General features: G+C 42.5%; 19 protein-coding genes. 12 read left to right on the top strand and 7 right to left on the bottom strand.

Annotated elements, in window-relative coordinates; genetic code table 11:
* Positions 1-872: 872 nt before the first annotated feature.
* The 5 genes from ACJJIM_RS12970 to ACJJIM_RS12950 form a co-directional block, all read right to left on the bottom strand.
* Positions 873-1,115: a hypothetical protein gene (locus ACJJIM_RS12970; RefSeq protein WP_413662661.1), complete on the bottom strand. Its 243-nt coding sequence runs from the start codon at positions 1,113-1,115 to the stop codon at positions 873-875.
* 491 nt (positions 1,116-1,606) lie between these two features.
* Entirely contained in the window at positions 1,607-2,587 is a 981-nt protein-coding gene (locus ACJJIM_RS12965; protein ID WP_413662660.1) for a LysR family transcriptional regulator, read from the bottom strand.
* Positions 2,588-3,501: 914 nt separating this feature from the next.
* On the bottom strand, positions 3,502-4,494 hold the full coding sequence (locus tag ACJJIM_RS12960) for a transposase (RefSeq protein ID WP_413662659.1): 993 nt from the start codon (positions 4,492-4,494) through the stop codon (positions 3,502-3,504).
* A gap of 192 nt (positions 4,495-4,686) precedes the next feature.
* Positions 4,687-5,010 carry a hypothetical protein gene (locus ACJJIM_RS12955; protein WP_413662658.1) on the bottom strand — a complete coding sequence of 108 codons (324 nt, stop codon included), beginning with the start codon at positions 5,008-5,010 and terminating at the stop codon, positions 4,687-4,689.
* A 136-nt stretch (positions 5,011-5,146) separates the two neighbouring features.
* Positions 5,147-5,281 (bottom strand): hypothetical protein, encoded by a 135-nt coding sequence (locus ACJJIM_RS12950; protein WP_413662657.1) that lies wholly within the window; start codon positions 5,279-5,281, stop codon positions 5,147-5,149.
* Positions 5,282-5,498: 217 nt separating this feature from the next.
* On the opposite strand from ACJJIM_RS12950, the gene ACJJIM_RS12945 reads away from it, so the two are divergent.
* The 8 genes from ACJJIM_RS12945 (at position 5,499) to ACJJIM_RS12910 (ending at position 12,814) form a co-directional block, all read left to right on the top strand.
* On the top strand, positions 5,499-6,122 hold the full coding sequence (locus ACJJIM_RS12945; protein ID WP_413662656.1) for a hypothetical protein: 624 nt from the start codon (positions 5,499-5,501) through the stop codon (positions 6,120-6,122).
* Between the two features lie 1,357 nt (positions 6,123-7,479).
* The gene (csrA, locus tag ACJJIM_RS12940) at positions 7,480-7,659 is read left to right on the top strand and encodes a carbon storage regulator CsrA (RefSeq protein ID WP_444893306.1); all 180 of its coding nucleotides are present in this window, start codon (positions 7,480-7,482) and stop codon (positions 7,657-7,659) included.
* A gap of 1,216 nt (positions 7,660-8,875) precedes the next feature.
* Complete coding sequence (locus ACJJIM_RS12935) at positions 8,876-9,190, top strand: hypothetical protein (protein WP_413662654.1); 315 nt, start codon at positions 8,876-8,878, stop codon at positions 9,188-9,190.
* Between the two features lie 90 nt (positions 9,191-9,280).
* Positions 9,281-9,688 (top strand): hypothetical protein, encoded by a 408-nt coding sequence (locus tag ACJJIM_RS12930; RefSeq protein ID WP_413662653.1) that lies wholly within the window; start codon positions 9,281-9,283, stop codon positions 9,686-9,688.
* 115 nt (positions 9,689-9,803) lie between these two features.
* The gene (locus ACJJIM_RS12925; protein WP_413662652.1) at positions 9,804-10,322 is read left to right on the top strand and encodes a hypothetical protein; all 519 of its coding nucleotides are present in this window, start codon (positions 9,804-9,806) and stop codon (positions 10,320-10,322) included.
* Positions 10,323-10,483: 161 nt separating this feature from the next.
* Complete coding sequence (locus tag ACJJIM_RS12920; protein WP_413662651.1) at positions 10,484-10,774, top strand: hypothetical protein; 291 nt, start codon at positions 10,484-10,486, stop codon at positions 10,772-10,774.
* 42 nt (positions 10,775-10,816) lie between these two features.
* Entirely contained in the window at positions 10,817-11,308 is a 492-nt protein-coding gene (locus tag ACJJIM_RS12915) for a hypothetical protein (RefSeq protein ID WP_413662650.1), read from the top strand.
* Between the two features lie 975 nt (positions 11,309-12,283).
* A complete protein-coding gene (locus tag ACJJIM_RS12910) occupies positions 12,284-12,814 on the top strand; it encodes a DUF6882 domain-containing protein (RefSeq protein ID WP_413662649.1) in 531 nt (176 codons plus the stop codon).
* 685 nt (positions 12,815-13,499) lie between these two features.
* Here ACJJIM_RS12910 and ACJJIM_RS12905 read toward each other — a convergent pair.
* Positions 13,500-14,363 carry a LysR family transcriptional regulator gene (locus ACJJIM_RS12905; RefSeq protein ID WP_444911168.1) on the bottom strand — a complete coding sequence of 288 codons (864 nt, stop codon included), beginning with the start codon at positions 14,361-14,363 and terminating at the stop codon, positions 13,500-13,502.
* A 175-nt stretch (positions 14,364-14,538) separates the two neighbouring features.
* Between ACJJIM_RS12905 and ACJJIM_RS12900 the strand changes: the two genes are divergently transcribed.
* The 4 genes from ACJJIM_RS12900 (at position 14,539) to ACJJIM_RS12885 (ending at position 19,284) form a co-directional block, all read left to right on the top strand.
* Positions 14,539-15,960 (top strand): aromatic amino acid lyase, encoded by a 1,422-nt coding sequence (locus tag ACJJIM_RS12900; protein WP_444911167.1) that lies wholly within the window; start codon positions 14,539-14,541, stop codon positions 15,958-15,960.
* Positions 15,957-16,814 (top strand): TauD/TfdA dioxygenase family protein, encoded by an 858-nt coding sequence (locus tag ACJJIM_RS12895; protein ID WP_444911166.1) that lies wholly within the window; start codon positions 15,957-15,959, stop codon positions 16,812-16,814. Before ACJJIM_RS12900 ends, ACJJIM_RS12895 begins: the two co-directional genes overlap by 4 nt.
* 19 nt (positions 16,815-16,833) lie before the next feature.
* Positions 16,834-18,156, top strand: a complete 1,323-nt coding sequence (locus ACJJIM_RS12890; RefSeq protein ID WP_444911165.1) for a phenylacetate--CoA ligase family protein — start codon at positions 16,834-16,836, stop codon at positions 18,154-18,156.
* 258 nt (positions 18,157-18,414) lie between these two features.
* Positions 18,415-19,284 carry a hypothetical protein gene (locus ACJJIM_RS12885; RefSeq protein WP_413662644.1) on the top strand — a complete coding sequence of 290 codons (870 nt, stop codon included), beginning with the start codon at positions 18,415-18,417 and terminating at the stop codon, positions 19,282-19,284.
* Between the two features lie 539 nt (positions 19,285-19,823).
* Here the strand turns inward: ACJJIM_RS12885 and ACJJIM_RS12880 are convergent.
* Positions 19,824-20,411 (bottom strand): hypothetical protein, encoded by a 588-nt coding sequence (locus ACJJIM_RS12880; RefSeq protein WP_413662643.1) that lies wholly within the window; start codon positions 20,409-20,411, stop codon positions 19,824-19,826.
* Positions 20,412-21,351 lie beyond the last annotated feature (940 nt).

The following is a 21,351-nucleotide window of genomic DNA, read 5'->3' as shown; positions in this document are numbered from 1 at the left end:
GCTAAATTTTATATACCGCGATTGGGGGATGACTATTTCTCTGTTTGAGGCTTTGAATAGGACTCAAATATGTGTAAAAAACACAGGTAAGGCGTTGGCGGGCAAGAATCAACTCTTCAAAAAGGAGTAGTAAAGATGGCATCGATCGGTTTCGACTTTCAACAATGTAGTTGGAATATGGGGCCTGCATGCGCGTCCCCTTCTCATAACCCTGCGCCCAAAACAAACAGGTGTATATATATCATTCACAATTCGACAACTAACCATACATACGTGGGATACGCAGCCGACGCAAATCACAGATGGAGTACGCGCACAGAGGCGTTTTTTTGCCTTGGCATAACGCAGACGTATGCACAGACTGTCTTGTGTGCCGCATGCGTCCCAGTCGAAAACAGCACAGGCTCTTGGAAGGAGATTAATGGGGCGATTTCCGGAAGGTTTAATGCGGAGCACCTTCTGATAAGAGCGGTCAAGAAGGGAGTGTTGGGAGTAACGACGAACACAAACACGAAATTGCGGCAGCTAAAGTATTCATGCAAGGGAGTGGACAGAGTCGATATTCAATTGCCTACGGATCCGTGGGGAAAGCTCGAAGGGTCCAAGTTTGATAAATTTAAGGGTGAATACTAGTGTTCATCTAACAAAAACAATCTAGGACACCCCGTGCGCTCCAGGACCAGTACGATCCAGGACACCCATAAATTGAAAGAATTGCTTTCAAATCGTGTATTTCATCTTCTCTGGGCTTGCTGGTAGTCAAGAAGTAGGTATCAGATTAGTTAGTCGCACATTTTCCTGGTTGATTATAATTTGATCATGCGGGGCGATAGCGTTATGGTTAGCTCGATTATTAGTGGTTTGTAATTGCTTTAGGTGCTGCTAGAGAGATAGATTTCACAGTCATGCAGGCCATGCACCCAGCGTTTATGTTGCGGGGTACAGACTTCTTTGGCTTTTTCAGTTGCGCCGACTAGACGCTTGAAGCGGCTTTCAAAGTTGCAATTCAGATAAAGCCACTGTTTGGGTGAAATGCCCAGCCTTAGCAATATCAAGCGCATAGATGCCGACCAGCTTTTGCATTCTGCCCTCAATCTACTGACGCCGATGCTCATAACCTCTCCCGGATTGGATATCTTTCCCACAAAGAAAAGCTCTGCGCACACAACGGGAGACGCAGTGATAGTAAGGGGTTGCATCGAGGGATATCTGCGAATGCCGAGGCTGGGCCATGAGATAGGGATTTAACTGTTTTAATATCCAGTATTATTATTGTATCCCCTATATTGTGTCAATGAGTGTGGCGTCTCAAGTTTCCTATTTGCTGGGTGTCCAGACATAACTTTGTTAACGGTTTTATATAGGGCAGCCTAGGGAGGGGTGGTAGCTAGAAACTACCGGCTACCAGTTGGCTGAAATAAAGAGAGTCAAGAGTCGGGTTGCTGAGAACATTGACTTAGAATGTCCTGCATGAATAGAAATTGTTCTGGGTAATGATATGGCTCATACGTATTCAAAGGATAGGAGGTATCTCTAGTAGCTACTTTTCCAAAAATGGTTTAAATTTTATAAGTTAGCGAGGACCTTTGCTGGCATCAGCTATTGATTAGCTGGCGAGATCTGCGCTAATGGGTTCTTTACTTGTGTTGCTAGCAATCTTCAGTTGTTGCCGCAACCAGCGGTGCACAATATCGCTATTGCAAATCCGGGGCCATACAAGGTAAATCTCCAGGGGTGCAATTGGCACAGGGAAGGGCAGTATTTGTATGGGGTTATGTGCGGCAAATTGCTGTGCCATGCCCTCCGGCATAGTGCACAAGTAGTTGGTATTCAAAACGACCGGAATCATATTTTGGAAATGAGAGACTCGAACCGCTACTTTCCTACCTAATTGGTCTACTTGAGCCCCAACCCGTTGCGAGCTGTTATCTCCCCACTCCCCCACATGATTCTCGAGGTGGGTCAAACCTGAGGTATTCTGGTGTAGAGTGACATGCCTTTCGGCATTGAATTGCTCCAAACTAATTTCTCTGCGGATCCTGGGGTGATTATTTTTGGTTACAACAACCAGGCGATCAGAGGCAATATGCTCTGCCTGTAATTCTTTGGAATCTACGGGCTGATAATAGAGTGCAAAATCTACTGCACCGTGTTTCATCTTGGATTCCAAGCCGCCAACCTCAAGCGGAGAAATCTCAACAGTTATATTGGGAGAGATAGATTCCAGGTGGTTTAGCAGGCTCCCCAAAAAGATAATATCGGCATAGTCGCCGCCGATAATATTAAAATTACGCTTTTCTACGAAGGGATCAAAATCAACCTTCTCTTCAATCTCCTCACGTATTTGCCTGAGTGCCTCACTCACCGTTGCATGTAAGCGTTCAGCCCTTGGGGTTGGCAAAAAGCCAATACGCCTGCGAATAAAAAGTTCATCGCCCACAGTATGTCGCAATCGCTGAAGTGCGGCACTCATTGCCGGTGGGCTCATACCGATACATTCCCCCGCTTTACCCAGCTGACCATGCTCCATTATGGCTTCGAATACCGGTAGTAAATTGAGATCGATAGATCTGAGGTTCCGTTTCATTCTTAAATTCCGTTTAATGAAATATCCCTTTAATCGGTGCGATATGGTTTCTTGTGCAACGATTAAGCATAAAAATTGCCGATTCGATACTGATATCTTTGTAAAGTTTTTTTTCTTATAGATTGCATGAATTTGGAGGCCGTCCTTAGCTAACACTAGCTTACGATGCCATATATAGGCGCCAAGTTGAAGAGTCGATATGAGAGGTATTTGTTGTTTAGTATGGAGGTGATTTATTCGAAAAATTTCGCTTTATTAAGAGTGGATACAAGTTTGTGAAGTTCATGGCTGTTAAATATTTAATTAATGTGATGATATTGAGTAGGTTGCTTTTGTGTTGAGGAGAGGTATTGGATATGGTGGTCAATTCTAATCGAACATCTCGTTAAGTATATTTCTCAAATTCGATAGGGTTGTGTCCTCAAAAATTTAGGACACTTAAAGGTTAGAGCGGGGCCAGACTAGCAGGGGTTGAGAGGAGGCGTCAGCAGTCGCCTATGCCGTGTACCCAACGATCTAGGACGGCCATAGTTTGAAGGATTAAAAATAATGCTATTAATATCCGCTATAACAAGCATTTTTCTCTGGTTTAAGAGTAAAAGGAGATGTAAATTTCATGACCAGCGATGATATTTACAAATATGGGTGGGAGGGGGAATGGTGAGCAAGATCGAAGTTGGCTTATATAGCGCGAATTCAAATGCTCAGTACCCTCGAATGGGATGACAAATCCAGGACACCCAAAGATTGGGGGAGAAGTGTCCGTTACATGGCAAGCACCAGCTTTGGTGGTTCTTCCTCTCTGATTTAGGGGTAAGGGGGGTGGAATACAGGGGGGGTTGTGTTCAGTCTGTAGGTAGCGCAATTTTTGGATATAAAACCGGCAATCGTGCTATCGAATGTCTGGAGTAGGGCTAGATTAGTGGGGGGGTAGCTGAGAGGAAGCGCCGGCAGTCACCAATACCGTGTACCCAGCGTTTATTGAGCTGGCTACAGGCTTGCTGTACCACCTTCACTGATCCTACCAAGCCTTTAAAGCGACTTTCAAAATTTCGGTTGAGATAGAGCCAGTGCTTGGGTGAGATACCAAGCCGCTCCAGGATGGGAGGTGTGTTTTCGGCAATACAGCCTCGTTTTCTGGGATCTAAATGTCGGCCACTCCAGTCTACTAGCTCCAAATAGTGATCCAGCTGAAAAGGTAGCCCTTTCGGCATACTCAAACGCTCACCGCCGACAAACGGAAGTAGACTTTTGGGCTGCTTGCCTGAGACTGCGGCACGAATACGCTGTTGAATCGAAGTGTAATCGGAGTCTTCAGGGGTCTTGGCAATATTGGCACGGATCGGGTTGAGGTCTACATAGGCCATGCAGGCAGCAAGGGCTCTTTCATCTAGTAAGGCTTGGGACTTAAAACGGCCCTCCCAAAAGCGGCCTGTACAGTTGTCCTCAGCGTTGGCCTGGCGAGCGATAGATTCGTTTAAGCAGCGCATAAACCAGCTGATATCCATTAGACGCTCCCGCCATAGAGAATCGACTTCTTTTAGCCTAGTTACCTCACAGTGATCGAGGGTATCGCCCTGAAGATAGCGCTGAGCCAAGCTGGAAGCTTTGAACAGTTTTTGCCAGCGAGTAATTACCTCTTTGAGAGACCACTTGCTAGCAGCTTCTCTGTCGATATAGAGCACTATATGGTAGTGATTACTCATTACTGCATAGGCGGCAATATCTAACGCAAACACCTCGGCCAATTTATACATACGGCTTTCAATCCACTCGCGCCGATATTCGTAATCTTTTCCGGATTTACTATCTCTGCCACAGAGAAATGCACGGCGTACACAGCGGGAAACGCAGTGATAATAAGGTGTTGAATCCAGAGATATCTGGGTGCTTCGGGGTAGAGTCATCGGCGGCACGTGTATTGTATTGTATGAATATACAGTATCCTGAAGGGTTTCATCCTTTTGTCAATAGGGCTGGCGGTTTATACTTTCTATTTGGTGGGTGTCCAGAAATACCCTTGAGACCTGAATGCCCCTCCCAAAAGTGGCGACCCTACCTCTCCTCATAGCAGTTAGGCGGAAGTTTGTTATAAAACTCTACTCACTATGGTATTTGCCATAGCCCTCTGACCACTCTTGCTGATAGCCTTGCTTTTTGAAGTAACCTCTAAATATATGAAGTGCTTTTTCTAGCCAAGACTGAATATCTGAAATACCCTCAATCATCTTGCAATCTTTTTCGTCATCAACCGCTTGATCCGTCATTTTCCAGAAAAAGTAAGCCAAAGACTCTGCCTCCTCTTTACTATCTAAATTGGAGTTTCCAGAAACAACCGATCGAGCGATTTCAGAGTTTAGTTGTTTCGCATAATACAGAACCAATGTCTTTGCTGGTTGATTATATTCATTGAAATTTATCATGCTTTATAGGTCTCTAGTGGCAAGTCATTCATTATGGCCACTCTTTAAGCTCATGGAGCTTTTCTATTTCGCTAGAATCGAGAGTGTTCCCTTGAAGATAGCGCTGAATTAGTACGGAAGTTCTTAAAAGCCCTCATCAGGGAGTAAGGATCTCGGTATCGGACCAAGTTTTGGCGGCTTCTGTGTCGATATAGAGCAGAATACAGTAGTGGTTTCTTATTACAGCATAGGCTTCAATATCGAGCGCAAAGATGGCGACTAGCTTTTGCATTCTACCCTCAATACACTGACGCCGATGCTCATAATCTCTCTCGGGTTGGGCATCTTTCCCACAAAGAAAAGCCCTGCGTATGTAACCAGAAGCGCAATGATTTACATTGGAGTCAAACTTACGAATGGAGATAGAAATACTCTTGAAATAGTTATCAATATGACTAGCTATTATTGATGGCTACCTATTAAGCGCATTTATAAAGGAGATAACTGCCATGCCATACAAAGAACTTGGAATGCTAAAAGATAGCGGTTTAAGTAAAGATACTTATAGTGGAGTTGTTGTGCCCTATATGAGTGAAGCTGAACGAGAAGAATATCAGGTTACGATACAAGATGGGCTTCTGTTTTGGCGCGGAGAGAGACTTAATACCAATCCTGGCGGATCTTGGGCATTCGTTATGGATAAGAATGGGCGTATCTTTTGTGGTAACAAAAATGGTGACATTCAGCACCATTCAGCATTTTTCTCGGGGCGACCAGTTGCTGCGGCTGGGCATATCTCGGTGGTAGGTGGAATAATAGAGCATATTAATAATTTCAGTGGCCACTATCAGCCCACTAGCGATTATATGGAGCAGTTTAAAGAAGAACTGGAAAAAAATAATGTTGACTTAAGTGAAACTGAAATGGATTTTGGGATTTCGTCAAAAACCTGTAAGTTGCGCTTAAAAAATTTTCAAGATCATAATTATAGAGGCAAATGGTATCAACGTTTTCGCGGTACTGTTGTTAGAGAGACTGTCGATGGGAGCGAGGATACTTATACCGGCCGTACACATATTCAAGGGCAAAGGTTAAGGCTTTATCCTGATGGCCCCAGATGGCAGTGGCTCTGATGTAAATAGCCATAAAAGCTTTCTGCAGACTCTCCATCTCTGACATAGAGGCAGGGGAAGTGGAGTACCAGAAATTGACGTTCAGGTTTTGGGGAAGGCTGATTTTGGGGGTAGGCCAGATTATAAGGAACGCTGAGAGGAAGCTGCCGGCAGTCACCTACAGACTTTAAATCTGCTTTCAAGATTCGGTTGCTACCTAGCCACTGGAGAGGTGAGATATCAAGTCTCTTGGATAGGAGGGGTGATTCCGTAAATACTACCTCGCTTTTAAGAATCTAAATACCGGCCACTCCAGTCACTGGCTCGAAATAGTATTCCAACTGAAAGGGGAGTGCTATAGCTTCCTTAAAGCGCTCACCACCAATAAATAAAGTAGAGCTTTGGGTTGCTCACTAGATACGACTGTGCGAATGCGCTGTTGAGTACAAGTGTAATCAGAGTCTTCAATATCTTGGCAATACTGGTAAGGATAGAGCTAAGCCTGGAATTTTAAATGACCTCACCAGCGGCTACTTGTACGGTTGGTTTTAACTCAAAATAACCAAGCAATAGCACTGATTTGGAGAGGTGACTTGCAAGATGGTAACTCCACGCTGAACTCAGTATTTATCCCTACAATGGAATCCCGCTCTTCCAGTATTTAACAAGGGAGTGCGGATACGAGTATAAAACTAATGAGCCAATTAAATCATTAGTGGACTTTCACATTCCCCGGTTTAGCCTTTAGTCGGCCATGTGATTGAGAATGTTGCTCTTTAATCTTTTAAGAAAAGCATGGAGTGCATTTCAATGTGAATTGAATTTTCCAATGGTTGATTGAGATTTCCTCAACCGAAAACAACAAAAAATATAGGCGCGAAAATAATCTTATTGGAATTTATTCAGTTTGTTTAAATCTCAAAGCTGCGTAAAATCGATAGATATTTTTGGTATTTTGGTCGTAATTGAGCGAGCCGATTAAAAAGGCTTCAGAAGTCTGAAGAATTTTAAAGGCTTCGAGAGAGCCGAGAATTTTCTAAAAGACCCATCCCTTCAAAGGAGAACGGTAGCGTGACATAAGAGTAAGTAAAAGGCGCTGACCCAAGGTGCTAGGAACACCCGGGGCCAGCTGACCAAATTGATAGGATAAGTATCAAGATGGCTATATGGATAATACGCTAGAAACCCGCTCGTCTTCAATAAAGTGGAGTACATTCAGTGGCTTGGGGCCTGTTCCCAAGCGCTGGAAGCCTAGCGCCCGCCTTTTCCTTTTCTCTGCCTACCGCCCCCGAGCGCCACCCCACATTTCCTCCAAACGTTAAGCCCAAGCTTCCCCACCCTGGAAGCGCCCAAACTTTGACCATCGAAGGAAATAAGTATGTTGATCTTAAAGCGACGGACAGGTGAACTTCTAAGGATTGGAGCAAATGTCTCAGTCACAGTGCTGGAGGTGAAAGGCAATCAAGTGAAGATAGGCATAAGCGCACCCAAATCACTCCCCATCCACCGTGAAGAAATCTATGTGCGGATCAAAAAGCAGCAGCGAGCAAAGGCCTGAATATGCTTGAGGGTAGGGCAACTTGAGGCACCCAATAATTGAAAGCGGGATTCCAAGAAGATTCATTGCGTCTCTGTTCGTAAGGCGATATGCGCGCTCTGAATCGAATGCCTCTTGGGTGCTAAAGGTGATCAGGTAGCGAATTCGGAGTGGCCATGCTGGCGTCTTGGAGATGTTTAACAAGCAGACCCTCTTATCCGACAGGAAGAGAGGGTAAGCAAGCCTTGCCAGCGCCATAAGATGTGTACTCAATGCTTGGCTTGCTATGCACAGACCCTCCAGATGCATGTTGCCGAGCCCACCAGCTGCTTCAAGCAGCCTTCAGGATTGCGCTGAAGGCAGACTCTACGCTAAGTGAAGATGCCTAGCCTTTTGATGAAGGAGGTATATTCCCCTCAATGCTCCCTAGCTCTTGTGTACTGAGTCAGTGATCAATCCAGCTGCCAGCAAAGGAGGTTCCACTTTTGATGGAATCTGTGCTTTGGTTTTTCTGCTCCTAGCAACTTATCCTTTCCTGGATGGAGTCTCAAGCAGCTCGCCGACCCTGCAAAGTGCCCCTCCACATCGCTAGATTTCAATCCGTCACGCTTTTTCGAACCTGTATAACCAGCCCCCTAGATTCGTTATCGCTACTTACAAGGTAGTAGTAACGGAAGCACTGTTGACGCCAGGTGATAAAAAATCAGGAGATCAATAAGGTTGGGGGAGTGAGGTGACTGAAGGTGCTGTATATCGACTTGTGTTTACAAGACAGTGAAGCATAGATTTACAGCTTGGATGGGAGGCTATGCCTGATGATATGGAGCACACCGCGTGCAAACACATATCAGTGATGGGGTTGCTTAGACGGCACAAGTGGCTAGCAAGCCATAACCCTCAGATTATCAGTTTTGGGCTATGTAAATTGGTTGGCGCTTATCGAAAAGTGTACAGTTGTACTTTCAATAACAAAAGCCAGCAGAAGCTGCTCCTACTTCTAGTTGAAACTCAGTAACTCATTGATTCTTTAAGGGTTCCAAAGGTGATGTAAAGCAGAGAAAATACAGAATTATAAAAACGCTGTTTTGTATATATTCTTGCGCACTTGCACAGGATCAATATAAGTTATTGATTTTATTGGTTTTTTAGCTTTTAGGGGAGGTGGGACATAGAAATATAAAGCGGGCTGATATAAAGAAGCTTCTTTTGAATTAACAGTTAGCTGTCTGGGGTAGTCATGAGCGAAGTCGCACAACCTAGGGGGAAAGCACTGGCTTTGTGGCTAATTCTATTTTTGATGTTGGCCTACTTTGTTGTCGGAGCACTATCAAATGGAATAGTTATTCCCGGCCGAGACGGTACGATAACTTTATTAAGGCAAGCCGCGTGGGTAGCTTGTCTTTTCCCATTGTTTTGGTTGTCGGGTGATATTATTCGCAACTATCCGGGCATAACATTATCTAGCACTAAACGTAAAGTCGTTGCCTCAGCGCTTACCGTCACAGGGATAGGGCTGTTTTTCTATGCAATCTATCCAGTAATCAACAGTTAACAAGTACATCAATCTCGCCAGCAGAGCTGGCTGAACCACAACAAACTGCCGCGCCGTTGGCCGGTTATGTGAACGTTAGGTATATCATTCATGAATCCGTACAAAGCACCTGAATCAGATATTGAGCTAGAGAAACTAGCTACTCCTACAAGTATCAAGATGGTGTACCTCCTCATAGCCCTAAGCTTTCTAATCTTCTTGATTGAAGAGTTTATCTACGTGCTTAGCTCTGAAACAGGAATATTCGACCCTTTTAATTACATATTCATCCCTATATGGGGTGCCATTTTGCTATGGGTCTCTGGCATGATCAGAAAAAGGACCGAGAATCCTAAAAGTACCTTCCTGATCTTGGCTATCGTAGTTGCCGGCATGAGTATTCTCACACCTCTGGGTGCTTACTCACTATATACGGGGATCGGCGAAGCTTCATGTTTTCTAGCGGTATACTATCTGCTAAACAAAAGAGCACCAGAACGCTGGTTTAAACCTGCCTAACAATCCAATGAAGTCTGACTCAGTAAGCGCCACTGGGTCGGCACGAGGCCGTCACTATTGTAGGGGCCTCACTGGACAGTTTATTGGCGAGTTAGCCTCTACATGAGTTCAAGGAATGGAAGCAAGTATTTTAGATAGACCTCCATTGTCTGGAGAATTTGAAGAGCATTCATTCATAGAGTCAGGAAATAATACTCTGTGGGTTAAATTTTTGGATTCGGAATACTTGGAATGGGTTGGCGTCTTTAGCCAAGGCGATTGCAAATCAACAAATTTAGTGCTCCCGTTACAAGATAAACACCTATTTTTAATTGTTGCTGGTGGTCAAGGCTATCTTGTAGATCCAGATTCTAGAAAAGTAATGGCAAAAACAGATTGGGATATGATTGAAGCAGTCGCGTACAATGGCGAAACAAATTGCTTTGTTGCCACAGATGGATTGTGTTTAGCTGTTATCGAGGGAATTAACATGGTCTGGTCAGGTAATCGAGTATCCGCAGATGGTATTTCTATCGAAAAGCAAGTGGGTTCTACTGTGTATGGAAGAGTCAACGATCTTACAGCTGAGGGCTGTGAATATAGCTTTAATATAAAAACTAAAGAGTTCAACTGTAAGTGGGAATGTTTCTTCTAGTTCCAAAGACTAACAAGTTACTGTATTCAGGCACATACTGCTACGCTCATTTTTATATCTGTCACTGTGCACCATTTTCACACAAAAATGCTCCCTGCAGTATGTCCCGGTGAGCAAGACATTTTCGCAAGGCATTAAGGTTAAGACCAGTATCCATCAGAATGAAATATCAAAGTATTGAACAATATTTGCCTTCGGATTTTGGGTATGATCAATATCAAGTCTCTGATCATGCAGTAAATCACCGGGAAGAAATTCTACGAAGTGTAATTTGTGGGTGTTTTATGTACGAGGAGAATTTTTCACCAAGTGAGATTGTTCGCTGGACTGACAATGAGCAAACAGCTTGTTGTCCAAAATGTGGGTTAGGCAGCGTTGTTGTTGGGGCCTCATCAGGTATGCCAGTAACTAATAAAACATTTTTAAGTTTAGTTGGGTTGCATTGGTCATAAAAAACTTAACAAGTTTAGGCATCTGTATTACGAGATTATGATATGAATCGACTAGCAATATTAACATATTTTTTGTGTGTCTCAGCTTTTGGCTATGATACAAATTTATTACACGTTCACGAGCTAAAATTGAAGGGCATTCTTCCTGAGCCTTATAAGGAGTTTTTTCTCGAAATAGAGCTTGATGAAAATACGGATAATGTCAGAATTTTTAATCTTAGAGTCGGCGACGAACAAATTAAGATGCCCGCTGCTGAGATGAAGAAACTTAAGGACGTAAACCTGGGTAGCTTAAGAATAGAGTATGGTATGTTCGGGCATGTTTTTCCGGATATTGGAGATCGAATTTATATTAGGATGTCTGTAGGAGACTCAAAATATATCGAATGTAAGGGAGCAGAGGGAGTTGATGGTAAACGGGCTTTCGATACAGTATTGATTGATATCAAACCCGGCTCACCAATTGAGGTAACAAGTGAATCCAATTACATTCATTTTATTGGTTCGTATATCCCGTGCTATCGCAGCTCATAACAAAGCGTTACAGTACTTTGTCTAAAGTAGAGGGTCTTTTGTGATCGCTATGCCAATACCAAAAAAGTCACCCAGCTTTGGTTGCGGCTAAATGTAGCGTAGTATTCTTCAGCGGAGAGATATGAATTTTGAGTAAGTGGCTTTATCTTTTAGTTATTTTTGTACTGGCCGGTCTTCTTTATCCGGTAATCTACCTCCTCGGCCTGGAAAGGTTAGGAGGTGGAACGTTACTGAGGATCCCGGAGTTCATCATATATAGCGTACTGATAGGATTCCTATTGTATCCGTTTATAGAGGGCTATAGACGTTATAAGGCAGGTGGTCGCTTATGGGCTGCTATTTTTTTCATTTTCGGAATAATTTTACCAGTTATAAGTGGCGCTTTTTTCATACTTTTATTTGAATCTATGTTGAAGTCTAGAAATCATGGATGACAAAGCTGCACATAATCATGCCGGACAAGTTTGTCCAGCTATATACATGTCATAGGGCATGCTGTTTTCATATGTTATGTAGGTATGGTAGCTACTGCCGTCTTTTGCTGGACGATTCGGTACTATGCCTAACTAGTAAAAGCACCGGACGCACTGGCGTGCCCTCGGTACATATACCCCAATACTCTAAATAGTTGATAAGATAAATGAGAAAATCATCACCTGAAGCTTTATTTACAATAGGCACTATCATTCTGTTGACATTACTTCCACTTCTGGTTGGATGGCTGCTGGTAAAAACCTACAGACTTATAAAACCAATTCAAGAGAAAGAGCTTACGGGCCTTGCAAGTATAGGGTCGCCAAGGCGGGATAGTTTTTTCAAATTTGCAGTCGCAGGGTGGGCTGTCTGCGGTCCAATTTACTATTGGGTTTTCAGTTCTGGGGTTCTTGCTTAGCTCTGTGCTTGACAATCACAACCTTTTCGCTGCCCAATTCAGCCCCAAAACCAGTCGTTAAGGCAATCAAGTATCAGAGAGTTATGAAAAGTTTAGTATCAGTTATATTTGTACTATTCATATCAATTAACACGCATGCTGGAGATTACTCTGTGGAGGTCGAAAAGTTTATTGAAGGGAGCATTGCAGGTTTAAGAATTCAAGCTGATGCTTACGATAAGACATGGGGGCTGGGCTCTGCTAAAACATGGAATGTCGACCAAGACAAAGGCATTATATTTTGGTCGCTTGAGGATGGTCGGATCGCTGTAGCTCCTGTTCAAATAATAGGTACTTACAATCCGAAAGATAGAAGCTTTCTATGGGGGTGGGATCACCCTTCAGTGCTAAAACCTCTTCAGCAACATTCACGTTTAGTTAAAGAGTATGGTGAAAAGCACGGAGTAAAGCTCTTTACCTCAAGAAAGGTCCATGTTTCCGAAGATCAAGCATGGGAATTTTCAGCCGTTGCCAGCCGTTTGGCTGAAGCAAATGGAGCTTACAGGGCTGATGCGGGTGGACCTCTTGTTTATATGACATTTGGTGAAATTGAGCTAAGAAAGCAGCGGCCCTAACAATCGGATGCTGTCAGGTGTAAAAGTTTCAGCCAAAAGCGGCCTCCGCTTTTGGTTAACGCAGAGCCGAACATTTTGCACAATTTTTTGGCCTTTGGCCTCCAGCGGACCCCGTCAAGCTTCGCTTGTCGTGGCCTTCGAACCTGCGCTATGTGTTGTAAAAGAGTAATGAGCATTTTCATAACTTAGCTGATTAGCATAATGTAGAACTAATATCTTTGCTGATCGATTAACTTCATTGAAGTTCACCATGCCTGATAGGCCCCGAATTTGCGTTTAGGGTATGGTATACCATTACTGGATACTGTTTAGAGTTTGTTGTTTTGGTTTTTGAAGAGTGTTTTTTCTAATTTTATCTTTCCACAGACTTGATTTTATAGCTCTTCTGAAAATTTATGGGTATCTACAAATGTGTAATGTTTAGCTGAGTAAAAAAGGCAAGATTGATTGTGGTATTTATGCTGCGGAGCTAATGTTTGACTGAGGTTGTGGCTTGGGATGATTAATATCATCTCGGGAATATCTCACTCGTGAGCGTAAACTATTCTTGTATTAAATGGATAAAGCCCTTTATATTTTCACAATTGAAAGGCTGCTTAAGTTGCATAGATATTAACCAGTAGTGCTCTGCAGCTCAAAATATTATTGATAATTTTGTGGTTTTTGAGTTTTATTTTAATTTTATCTAATAGAAATTTTTTTCATAGTTGGTAAGTTGAAATTCTTCAATTAATTTCTTTGCACCCATGCTATGAGTTATCTCGCGCCGATACACCAGACATATTTCATCTTTAAAGCCTGGTTGGTCTTTACTTACCCATTCGAGCTGATTTCTTCCATGTGTCTGTGCAACTCGACCAGGAATAATACCAACCCCAAACCCCTCTAATGTCATTTTTGTGATTAGCTCGTGACTTGAAGACCTTATATATTGTTTATATCTATTGCTTTCAGATATGGTTTTCAACAGCCAGTTCGTCTGCATCAGTGCTGGATCATATATTAGTACGTCTCTAGATTGAATTTTCTTAGGATTATGCCAAAAACTAACCACATCGTGACAAAGGTGCTTGATTACTAAATCAGGATGAGATACAGGATTTACGACAATACCGATATCGATTTTCCAGCTGATCACGGCCTCTACAATTTCGCGAGAAAGTGCATGTTGGAAGCTCAATTCAATACCTGGATTTTGTGCGATAAAAGCAGGAAGGCTATCAGGTAGCATATGTAGTGAAATCGAGCTATGACATCCAATGGTGAAATGGCCAACGGCCTCTTTATTTTCTCGCAGAGCAGAATACTTAACCTCATCCCAATCATCTAATAGCTGCTGAGCGCTCTTTAACAGCCTAAGACCGGCACGTGAAAGCTGAACACCAGTTTTTTCTCGTATTATTATTTCAGTACCTAGCTGTCTTTCTAGCCTCTTGATAGCAGCACTCAGACTCGGCTGCCTAATCCCCAATCTTTCTGCTGCCCTGGATATGTTTTTTGTTTTTGCAACTTCAATAAAGTAATTAAGTTCATCAGCGTGTGGGAACATAGAGCCTAACTTATTTAGCGACTTAATTTAAAAGCAGCTATCGAGTCTACATCGACATACTCTTGGTTGCCATAGATATTGCCTATGGCAACCAGCGCCGACTTCTATTTTTCATGTTTTTATACTCATGTTAATTTCTTTACTCCCTATTTATTCAAAAAGTTTTGGAGTTAGAGTGTCTACGCCATCTCTCAGCTATCCCGTAGCAGCGAATAGTAATGTAGTATCCACTGAAGCTAATTTTAGTTTAGCTTTAACTTTTCCTTTGCAGACTTGGTATGAGTGGGGATATCTACACAACCCAGTTCTCGCGAGTGACAAAGACATTTCCAGAGTTAAACGCTCCTATGCATTACTTCAAGATCAGATCGATGATACTGATAACCCCATTTATGGCCTACACACTAGCTATGGTGAGAATGAGCGAAATGCCCTAGATCCAAATCAGTGGAAAAATACCCAAGTCAACCTATTGGAATATTTACAAGTTGGTATCGGTACTCCTCTGCCGAAGTCGGTCGTCAGGCGCGCGTTGAAACTACAAGCTCGGAAAACGGCCCATGGCTTATCTGGCATCCATCCTTCTACTTATCAAGCACTTCTTAACCTGGCAAACAGTGAAACTCTTCCCAGAGTTCCCCGAAAAGGTAGCTTGGGAGCCAGTGGTGACTTAATTTCTATGGCCCATGCCATATCTCCTCTATTCGAGGATGGACCAAAGGGCCCTCGCGACGTAATTGGTCTGGTAAATACCAATGCCATGATGGCTTCATGGGCTATCGAACATGATTATCAATTAAGAAAGGTATTAAGGGACTGTTTTAAATCTGTTGCGCTTATGTCCCTGGCGATAGGCACCGGAGATGAACATTTCTCGGAAGGTTTGCATTATGGGGAGGTACACACCAGCTACGCTCGGGCAGGTAACCTACTGACACAACTACGACGTGACTATTTAAAATCGCCGAAGATTGCCGAAGGCAAGAAAACTTTGTTACAAGCTCGTTATTCTGTTCGCTGTGCTCCTCAGATACTTGGGCACTGCCTTGATTTATTGGATTACTCCGAAGCTAAAATTCGTTCCGAAGCTCTAGCCGTCGCTGACAACCCCCTAATTCTTGAGTCTGGTCCCTGGCATGGCGGACTCTTTTATGCGATTGGGCTGGCAGCTTCCGCTGAATTTATGCTGGAAATCATCCATCGTCTATCTGAAATGCTTGATCGACAAATATTGATTTTAATGGATCATCGCCTTAACGGAGGTTTGCCGGATAATTTAAGTGTTGAATCTTTCAATCACTGTAAAGGAATTCACCAGTTAACGTCGGCTTTGTTCCAGGAAATAAAGGCCAGGTCGACACCGGTGCGTCAGATGAGTTTCTCATGTGAAGGTAATAATCAGGACCTCGTGCCCTGCGGAATGGCCGCTCTTAACAATGTTAACGATCAGCTGGATACGTTAAAAGAAATTGTTCGCGCAGCAACTTTTTGTTCAGCTAGAGCCGCAATGATGCGCTCAACGGGTGGTTTACCCGAAGCATTAAAATTGTCGAACTGGTCACAATTTACAACAACCGAGATCGAGAGCATTTTATGAATTTTAACTATTTAACTGGTAATTTCGGTATTGAGATTCAAGCAAAAGAGCTAGCGGATGTGGATCAAGGTACAGGACTAACATTGCAAAACCTATGGCATGAGCATGAGCTATTGGTTATCAGGGATATGGACCTGGATACACAAGCATTTGTCAACTTCTGCAGCTTATTTGGAGAACTTCAAAAAAATTATTTCTTTTTTCAAGGTCACTCTGAGGAGTACCCACAAGTTGCTAGAATTATCAAAGAGATCGGTGAAAAGAAAAATACTGGTGGGATCTGGCATCATGATCAGGGATATTATTCGAAGCCGGTAAAAGGTATAGCTTTGTATGGTATTGATATTCCCAACAGAGGAGGCGATACCCTTTTTACAAGTTCAACACTTGCTTACGAGAGCCTTTCAACTGCAATGCAGCAAGTAGTTAAATCCCTCAATGTGATACATACCACAGAGCTAATGCTCAAGAAACAACCATTATCAAAGTTAATGGAAAGTTCAGGTGAGAGTAACTCTGGTATAGAGCGGGCACTAAAATTAATGCCACTGGAATCTGCAGTACACCCGGCAGTTTGTAGAAACCCTGTAACTGGTAAGCCTTTTCTCTACTTGAATCGGACTACCACCTCGCATTTTGATGGTATGACACTTGATGAAAGTTCGGGGCTGCTAAATTATCTATTTAAACACATCGAAAAACCTGAGTTTAATTGCCGAGTGCAATGGCGTCCCGGCACCCTAGTGCTTTGGAATAATCACCAAGTCTTACACTATGCAGTAAATGACTACAATCAACGACGGGAATTACACCGTGTGCATTTTTCTGCAGAACGACCAATTAAATATCTATAAATAGATTACTAGTGTATTTATGAACTATAGTGAACTACTGGCAGATTTTTTGCACCAAAATAGTCAGTCTAGAACTGAACAGCAGGCATTTAAAAATAATCAACTCAGGTGGCTGCTCAATGAGGCTTTTGCAAAGTCTAACTACTATCGTGAATTACTTGAACAAAACAAAGTTGATATAGAGGCAATTCAAAGCTATAAAGATTTACAACAACTGCCGATTATAAGCTCAGAAATATTTTTAAAGCCTATGCCGACAGTGAGTATGGCTTATGACGATATCATACGCTACTGCCACACATCGGGTAGCACTGGTACTCCCAAACATGTACCTTATACCCGCAAAGATATTAATAATGCAATAATCTCACAAGCACGCAGTTTCCTATTTACAGGTGTCGAGCCGTCCCATAAGTGTTTGTGCGCAATGACTTATGGTCCCTGGCCCAGTGGTATGATTTGTCATGCTGCCGCAGAAATATTTGGCCTCACTATTCCTGCAGATTCATTTCTTGGGGTAGACCATCAGCTCCAGAGCCTTCAAAGGTATCAGCTGGATTATATGGTCTGCCTTCCTTCCTTATTACCTAGGCTCGAACGCCACTGTCTGGAGAAGGATATATCTCTAGCGTCCTTAAATATACGCAATATATTTATGGTGGGTGAACTATTCTCTGAAGAATTTCGGAGCCACTATGAGATGCTATTCAACGCCAGGCTGATTAACATGTATGCAAACACTGAGCTTGGGCTGATAGCAAGTGAATGCCAACATCATAATTTACATGTGTGGGAAGACTTCTTTCATGCAGAAGTTATTGACCCTGATACAGGAGAACCATGTGAAGATGGAGCTACTGGAGAATTAGTTATAACCGCTCTGCAACGTGAAGCCCTTCCACTGATTCGCTATAACACTCATGATCTGGTGGAGATGCACAAAGGCCCTTGCGAATGCGGCCATCCCGGGACCTATTTGGGCCCCATCAAGGGGCGTATTGATAATATGTTCACAATCAATGGTGGAAATGTCTATCCAATTGCGCTAGAAAAAGCTATCACTACCGTCACGGGTCTTAGCTCATTTTACCACTGTATCATCGAAAAAGTTGATGGACACGATCATTTGGCATTTGAAATTGAAGCGAGAGAATCTGTCGATAATCGAGATAAAGATCATTTATCACGAAAGTGTTATAAGAATCTCACCAGTTCAGATGTAACCCTTCGTATGATTTTCCTTGGACTCGAAGCGGCCTCAAGAATCACTATAGAAATTTTGCAACCTGGGGAAATAAGTAACAAATCTGGTAAAGTAAAAAAAATTATTGATCGCAGATAGGTATTCCGACTACTGAGCGAGGCTTGTAGGTGGTTATGGCGACTCCTGTTAGTTTAACTAATTGTGCTTGTGGGAGTTGTATTAATGTCTAGATTTTTATAGCTGGCCTATTGGGAGGTGAAAGGAATTCGTGTCCCACTATGCAGATATAAAAGTTAGCATTTCCCTGAATGATATTTGAGTAGAATTAAATGGGAGATTTTAAAAGCATTAAAAGTCACTGTGAAAGAAGTATAAGTTAAATTAAAAAGGATGATTATGAAACTTGATGCGATTTGCAGCCAACTTAAACTCCCAGAGGGCACACTTGACTATGCAGCGCTTCGCTTGGGGATAAATAGGGAAAAACATATAACACGTTATGATCTTGACAGAATTTCCTCTTTCTTAGAGATATATGGAGGTTATTCTAAGGCTGGTCTAGAGGCAATAAGATATTTCTTCAATATTGGAGATGTATTTTGGGATAGGGTTAATGAAGCTAAACAAACAGACAACAGTGAGATAAAAAATATTCGTATCTCAACCTCTGGGTTCTCTTATCGAGTAGCCGGTGTGAAATATTTTAAAGCAACAACAAATGACGGAAAAAGATTTACTTTAGAAGGAAAAGATGACCAGTGCGATGAATACCGAATTGGGGTGTACTGGCTTCCTTACGAAGCTAATAAAGTCACGCATACAAATCGCAGAGTTTATGAGTCTTTACCGGATGTCAACTTCTTTTTAACCATGGAGCTTTCCGGGTGCCGATTCACTATGACTGATCAATCTGTATGCCATGTTGCTTTCGATGCAGGAACGTCAATGTATCAAACTCCAACCTCTAGCACGCGAGATGTTGCAGAGAATTCTGTGTTAACAAATAATAGTGATAAAAAATTGAAAATACGCAGATTATCTATAGGAGGAGATGATAACAATTCATATGGTTACGCTTACTTTGGTTATGAAAGAAATAGAGCTACAGTGATTGGTGTACGGCAAAGTAATCAAAAATGGGTATACAAAGCCTTTATCTACCATCGCGATTCACATTTGCCTCAAAATACTACTAAGGCCCTTGTACACATTCTTGATAACGTAAAATATTCAAGTAATAACTATTGGGCAGAAAACTTTTTATAAAGGATATTTAATTAAGCAGTTCCTGCTCTTTATTAAATACAGATGCAGAGATGATTCAGAACAGCCAAAGACTGAAGGGAGAGGTTAGTTATGCGACAAGAATCACTTCTGTTGAATCTTTACTCTAATTTGGAATCAAGGAGTGTAAAATAATCGGAGTTTGTGCTCAGATTCTGGAAAACTTTGTTGTTGGATGGAAATAAGGCGATTGTGGCGTGAAGTGCTTGGAGTAGGGCTAGATTAGTGAGAGGAAGCGCCGAAAGTCGCCTTTGCTGTACACCCAAAATATATTGATTTGGAGCTTGCTAAGACCGAAAGTGTTTCGCCAAGACTATAGTTTACAGAGGCTCCTTTACGTCTATGAACTAAAAGTCTCGGATGCTGGACGAGCCCAACTCAAAATTAGAATCTAGCACTATGGCAGCAGGCGATCCGCGTTCCAGATCGCCTGGAGAAATACAAAAGCCTATAGGTGTTAGGCTGATACAGAGCTTTGAACACCCTTGCAGATGTCTACAGTAACCTTTAGCTGATAACTCTTAAGAAAAGGTCACTGCACGCTCATTCAAATCATAATACTTGGTATTAACCTTAATCTTGACAGAGCTGCCAGTAGCGTCAAACCAACCAAGGTACCCAGTAACCTCTAGGCTTTTATGGGTAGTGGCCATCGCCTCACGCAAACGCTGTGCCCAGGGTCTTAGCCTCTCACCGTCATAACCTGACCCGCAAGCACAGAGATGCAAGTCCACAAAACTACCAGGCAAACCTTCTTTAACCAAAGTAGCTGCTAGTTGTGTCGGGGTATAGGTTTTCCATTCTCCACCCTGCCACGACTCTACGCCTCTCTCGAAAACTTTGGTTTGTTTATTCTTACCGTTATTGCGTTGAGCACCAATTTGCTCACCATCACCAGCGCCAGTACCATGAGAAACAATATAAAGAGTATCACCAGATTTGAGGCTACTAAGACACTTATCTATCCAGCGGTACATAGACTTACCAATACCGGATGTCACCTTGTTGGCAAGAATATGATTCTTCGGAATACTCCATGCGCTCGCCATATTCTCCGCAAACTCTAGCATTTCTTCACTGTTTACGGGGAGGTAAATATACTTTGCCATTTTTACACCTTGTTATTATCACAATACGAAAATTATAACACTAAGCGCCTTTCAGAAAGAATTATTAAGGACATCCAAAGATTTGAGTGAGGTATTAGCACTGGACAGGTATAAATCATGAAGGCTATCCATCTCCGATTTGGTTGTTAGGGCCATGAAATACCGGTAAGCGGCTCCACATTCGTTTCAAACTTTAAGGTCCAAGCTACCAGCACCAATGGTGTTCAAATTTTGATCATTTAAGAAAGCGAGCATGTTGGTTTTAAAGTGATGGGCAGGAGAAAACTTGAGAAGTGGTACTGAAGTCTCATCCGCAATGCTGAGGGTTAAGGAGAGCCAAGTTATGATAAGTTTAAGCGTACCCAATTCATGGTGTAGAACCTTATACATGAGTCAAAAGTCACCGAAAGAGAAAGTCTTAATGTGCTGAGAGAGCGCAACAACTCTGAGCTTCGGTAGTAATAAGTCAGATTTTAAACAAGAGTATTTTTGCCCTTTTAAAATAGATGACTTTAGATAGAGGCGGCGCGTTAGCGAGATATGTAATCTTTTGCTGATCAGAAGGTCATTCAGAGATGTTGCATCAAGAGATGTCTGGGCGTTTCATGGTAGGTTTTTCGTCAATTATATTTATTTGCATAATTACCTAACGTTCAGCAAGATTCTGATCCTTTGTCAATAGGACTGACGGCTTATACTTTATATTCATAGGTAACTGATGTCCTTAGCGCGTATTTAGTTAAAAGTAGAGTTGAATTATTAGGCAAAGCTTGCGAAGGAATATGCTTAGTTGTAGCCGCATGCGACAAATTGCATCGGTATAGCAGGCATATAGCTGGCCCGTCCGTTAAATACTTGCACCTTGTCTATATTACGAACTGCCTACCTGTTTATTTAGAAAGGATTAATAATTTTACGATCCACTTAATATGTAGCCGGG

The organism is Microbulbifer maximicatervae (SeqCode), from assembly GCF_052467615.1.
Note: the sequence above shows the minus strand (reverse complement) of the source record. Positions and strands in the feature narration are given on the sequence as shown.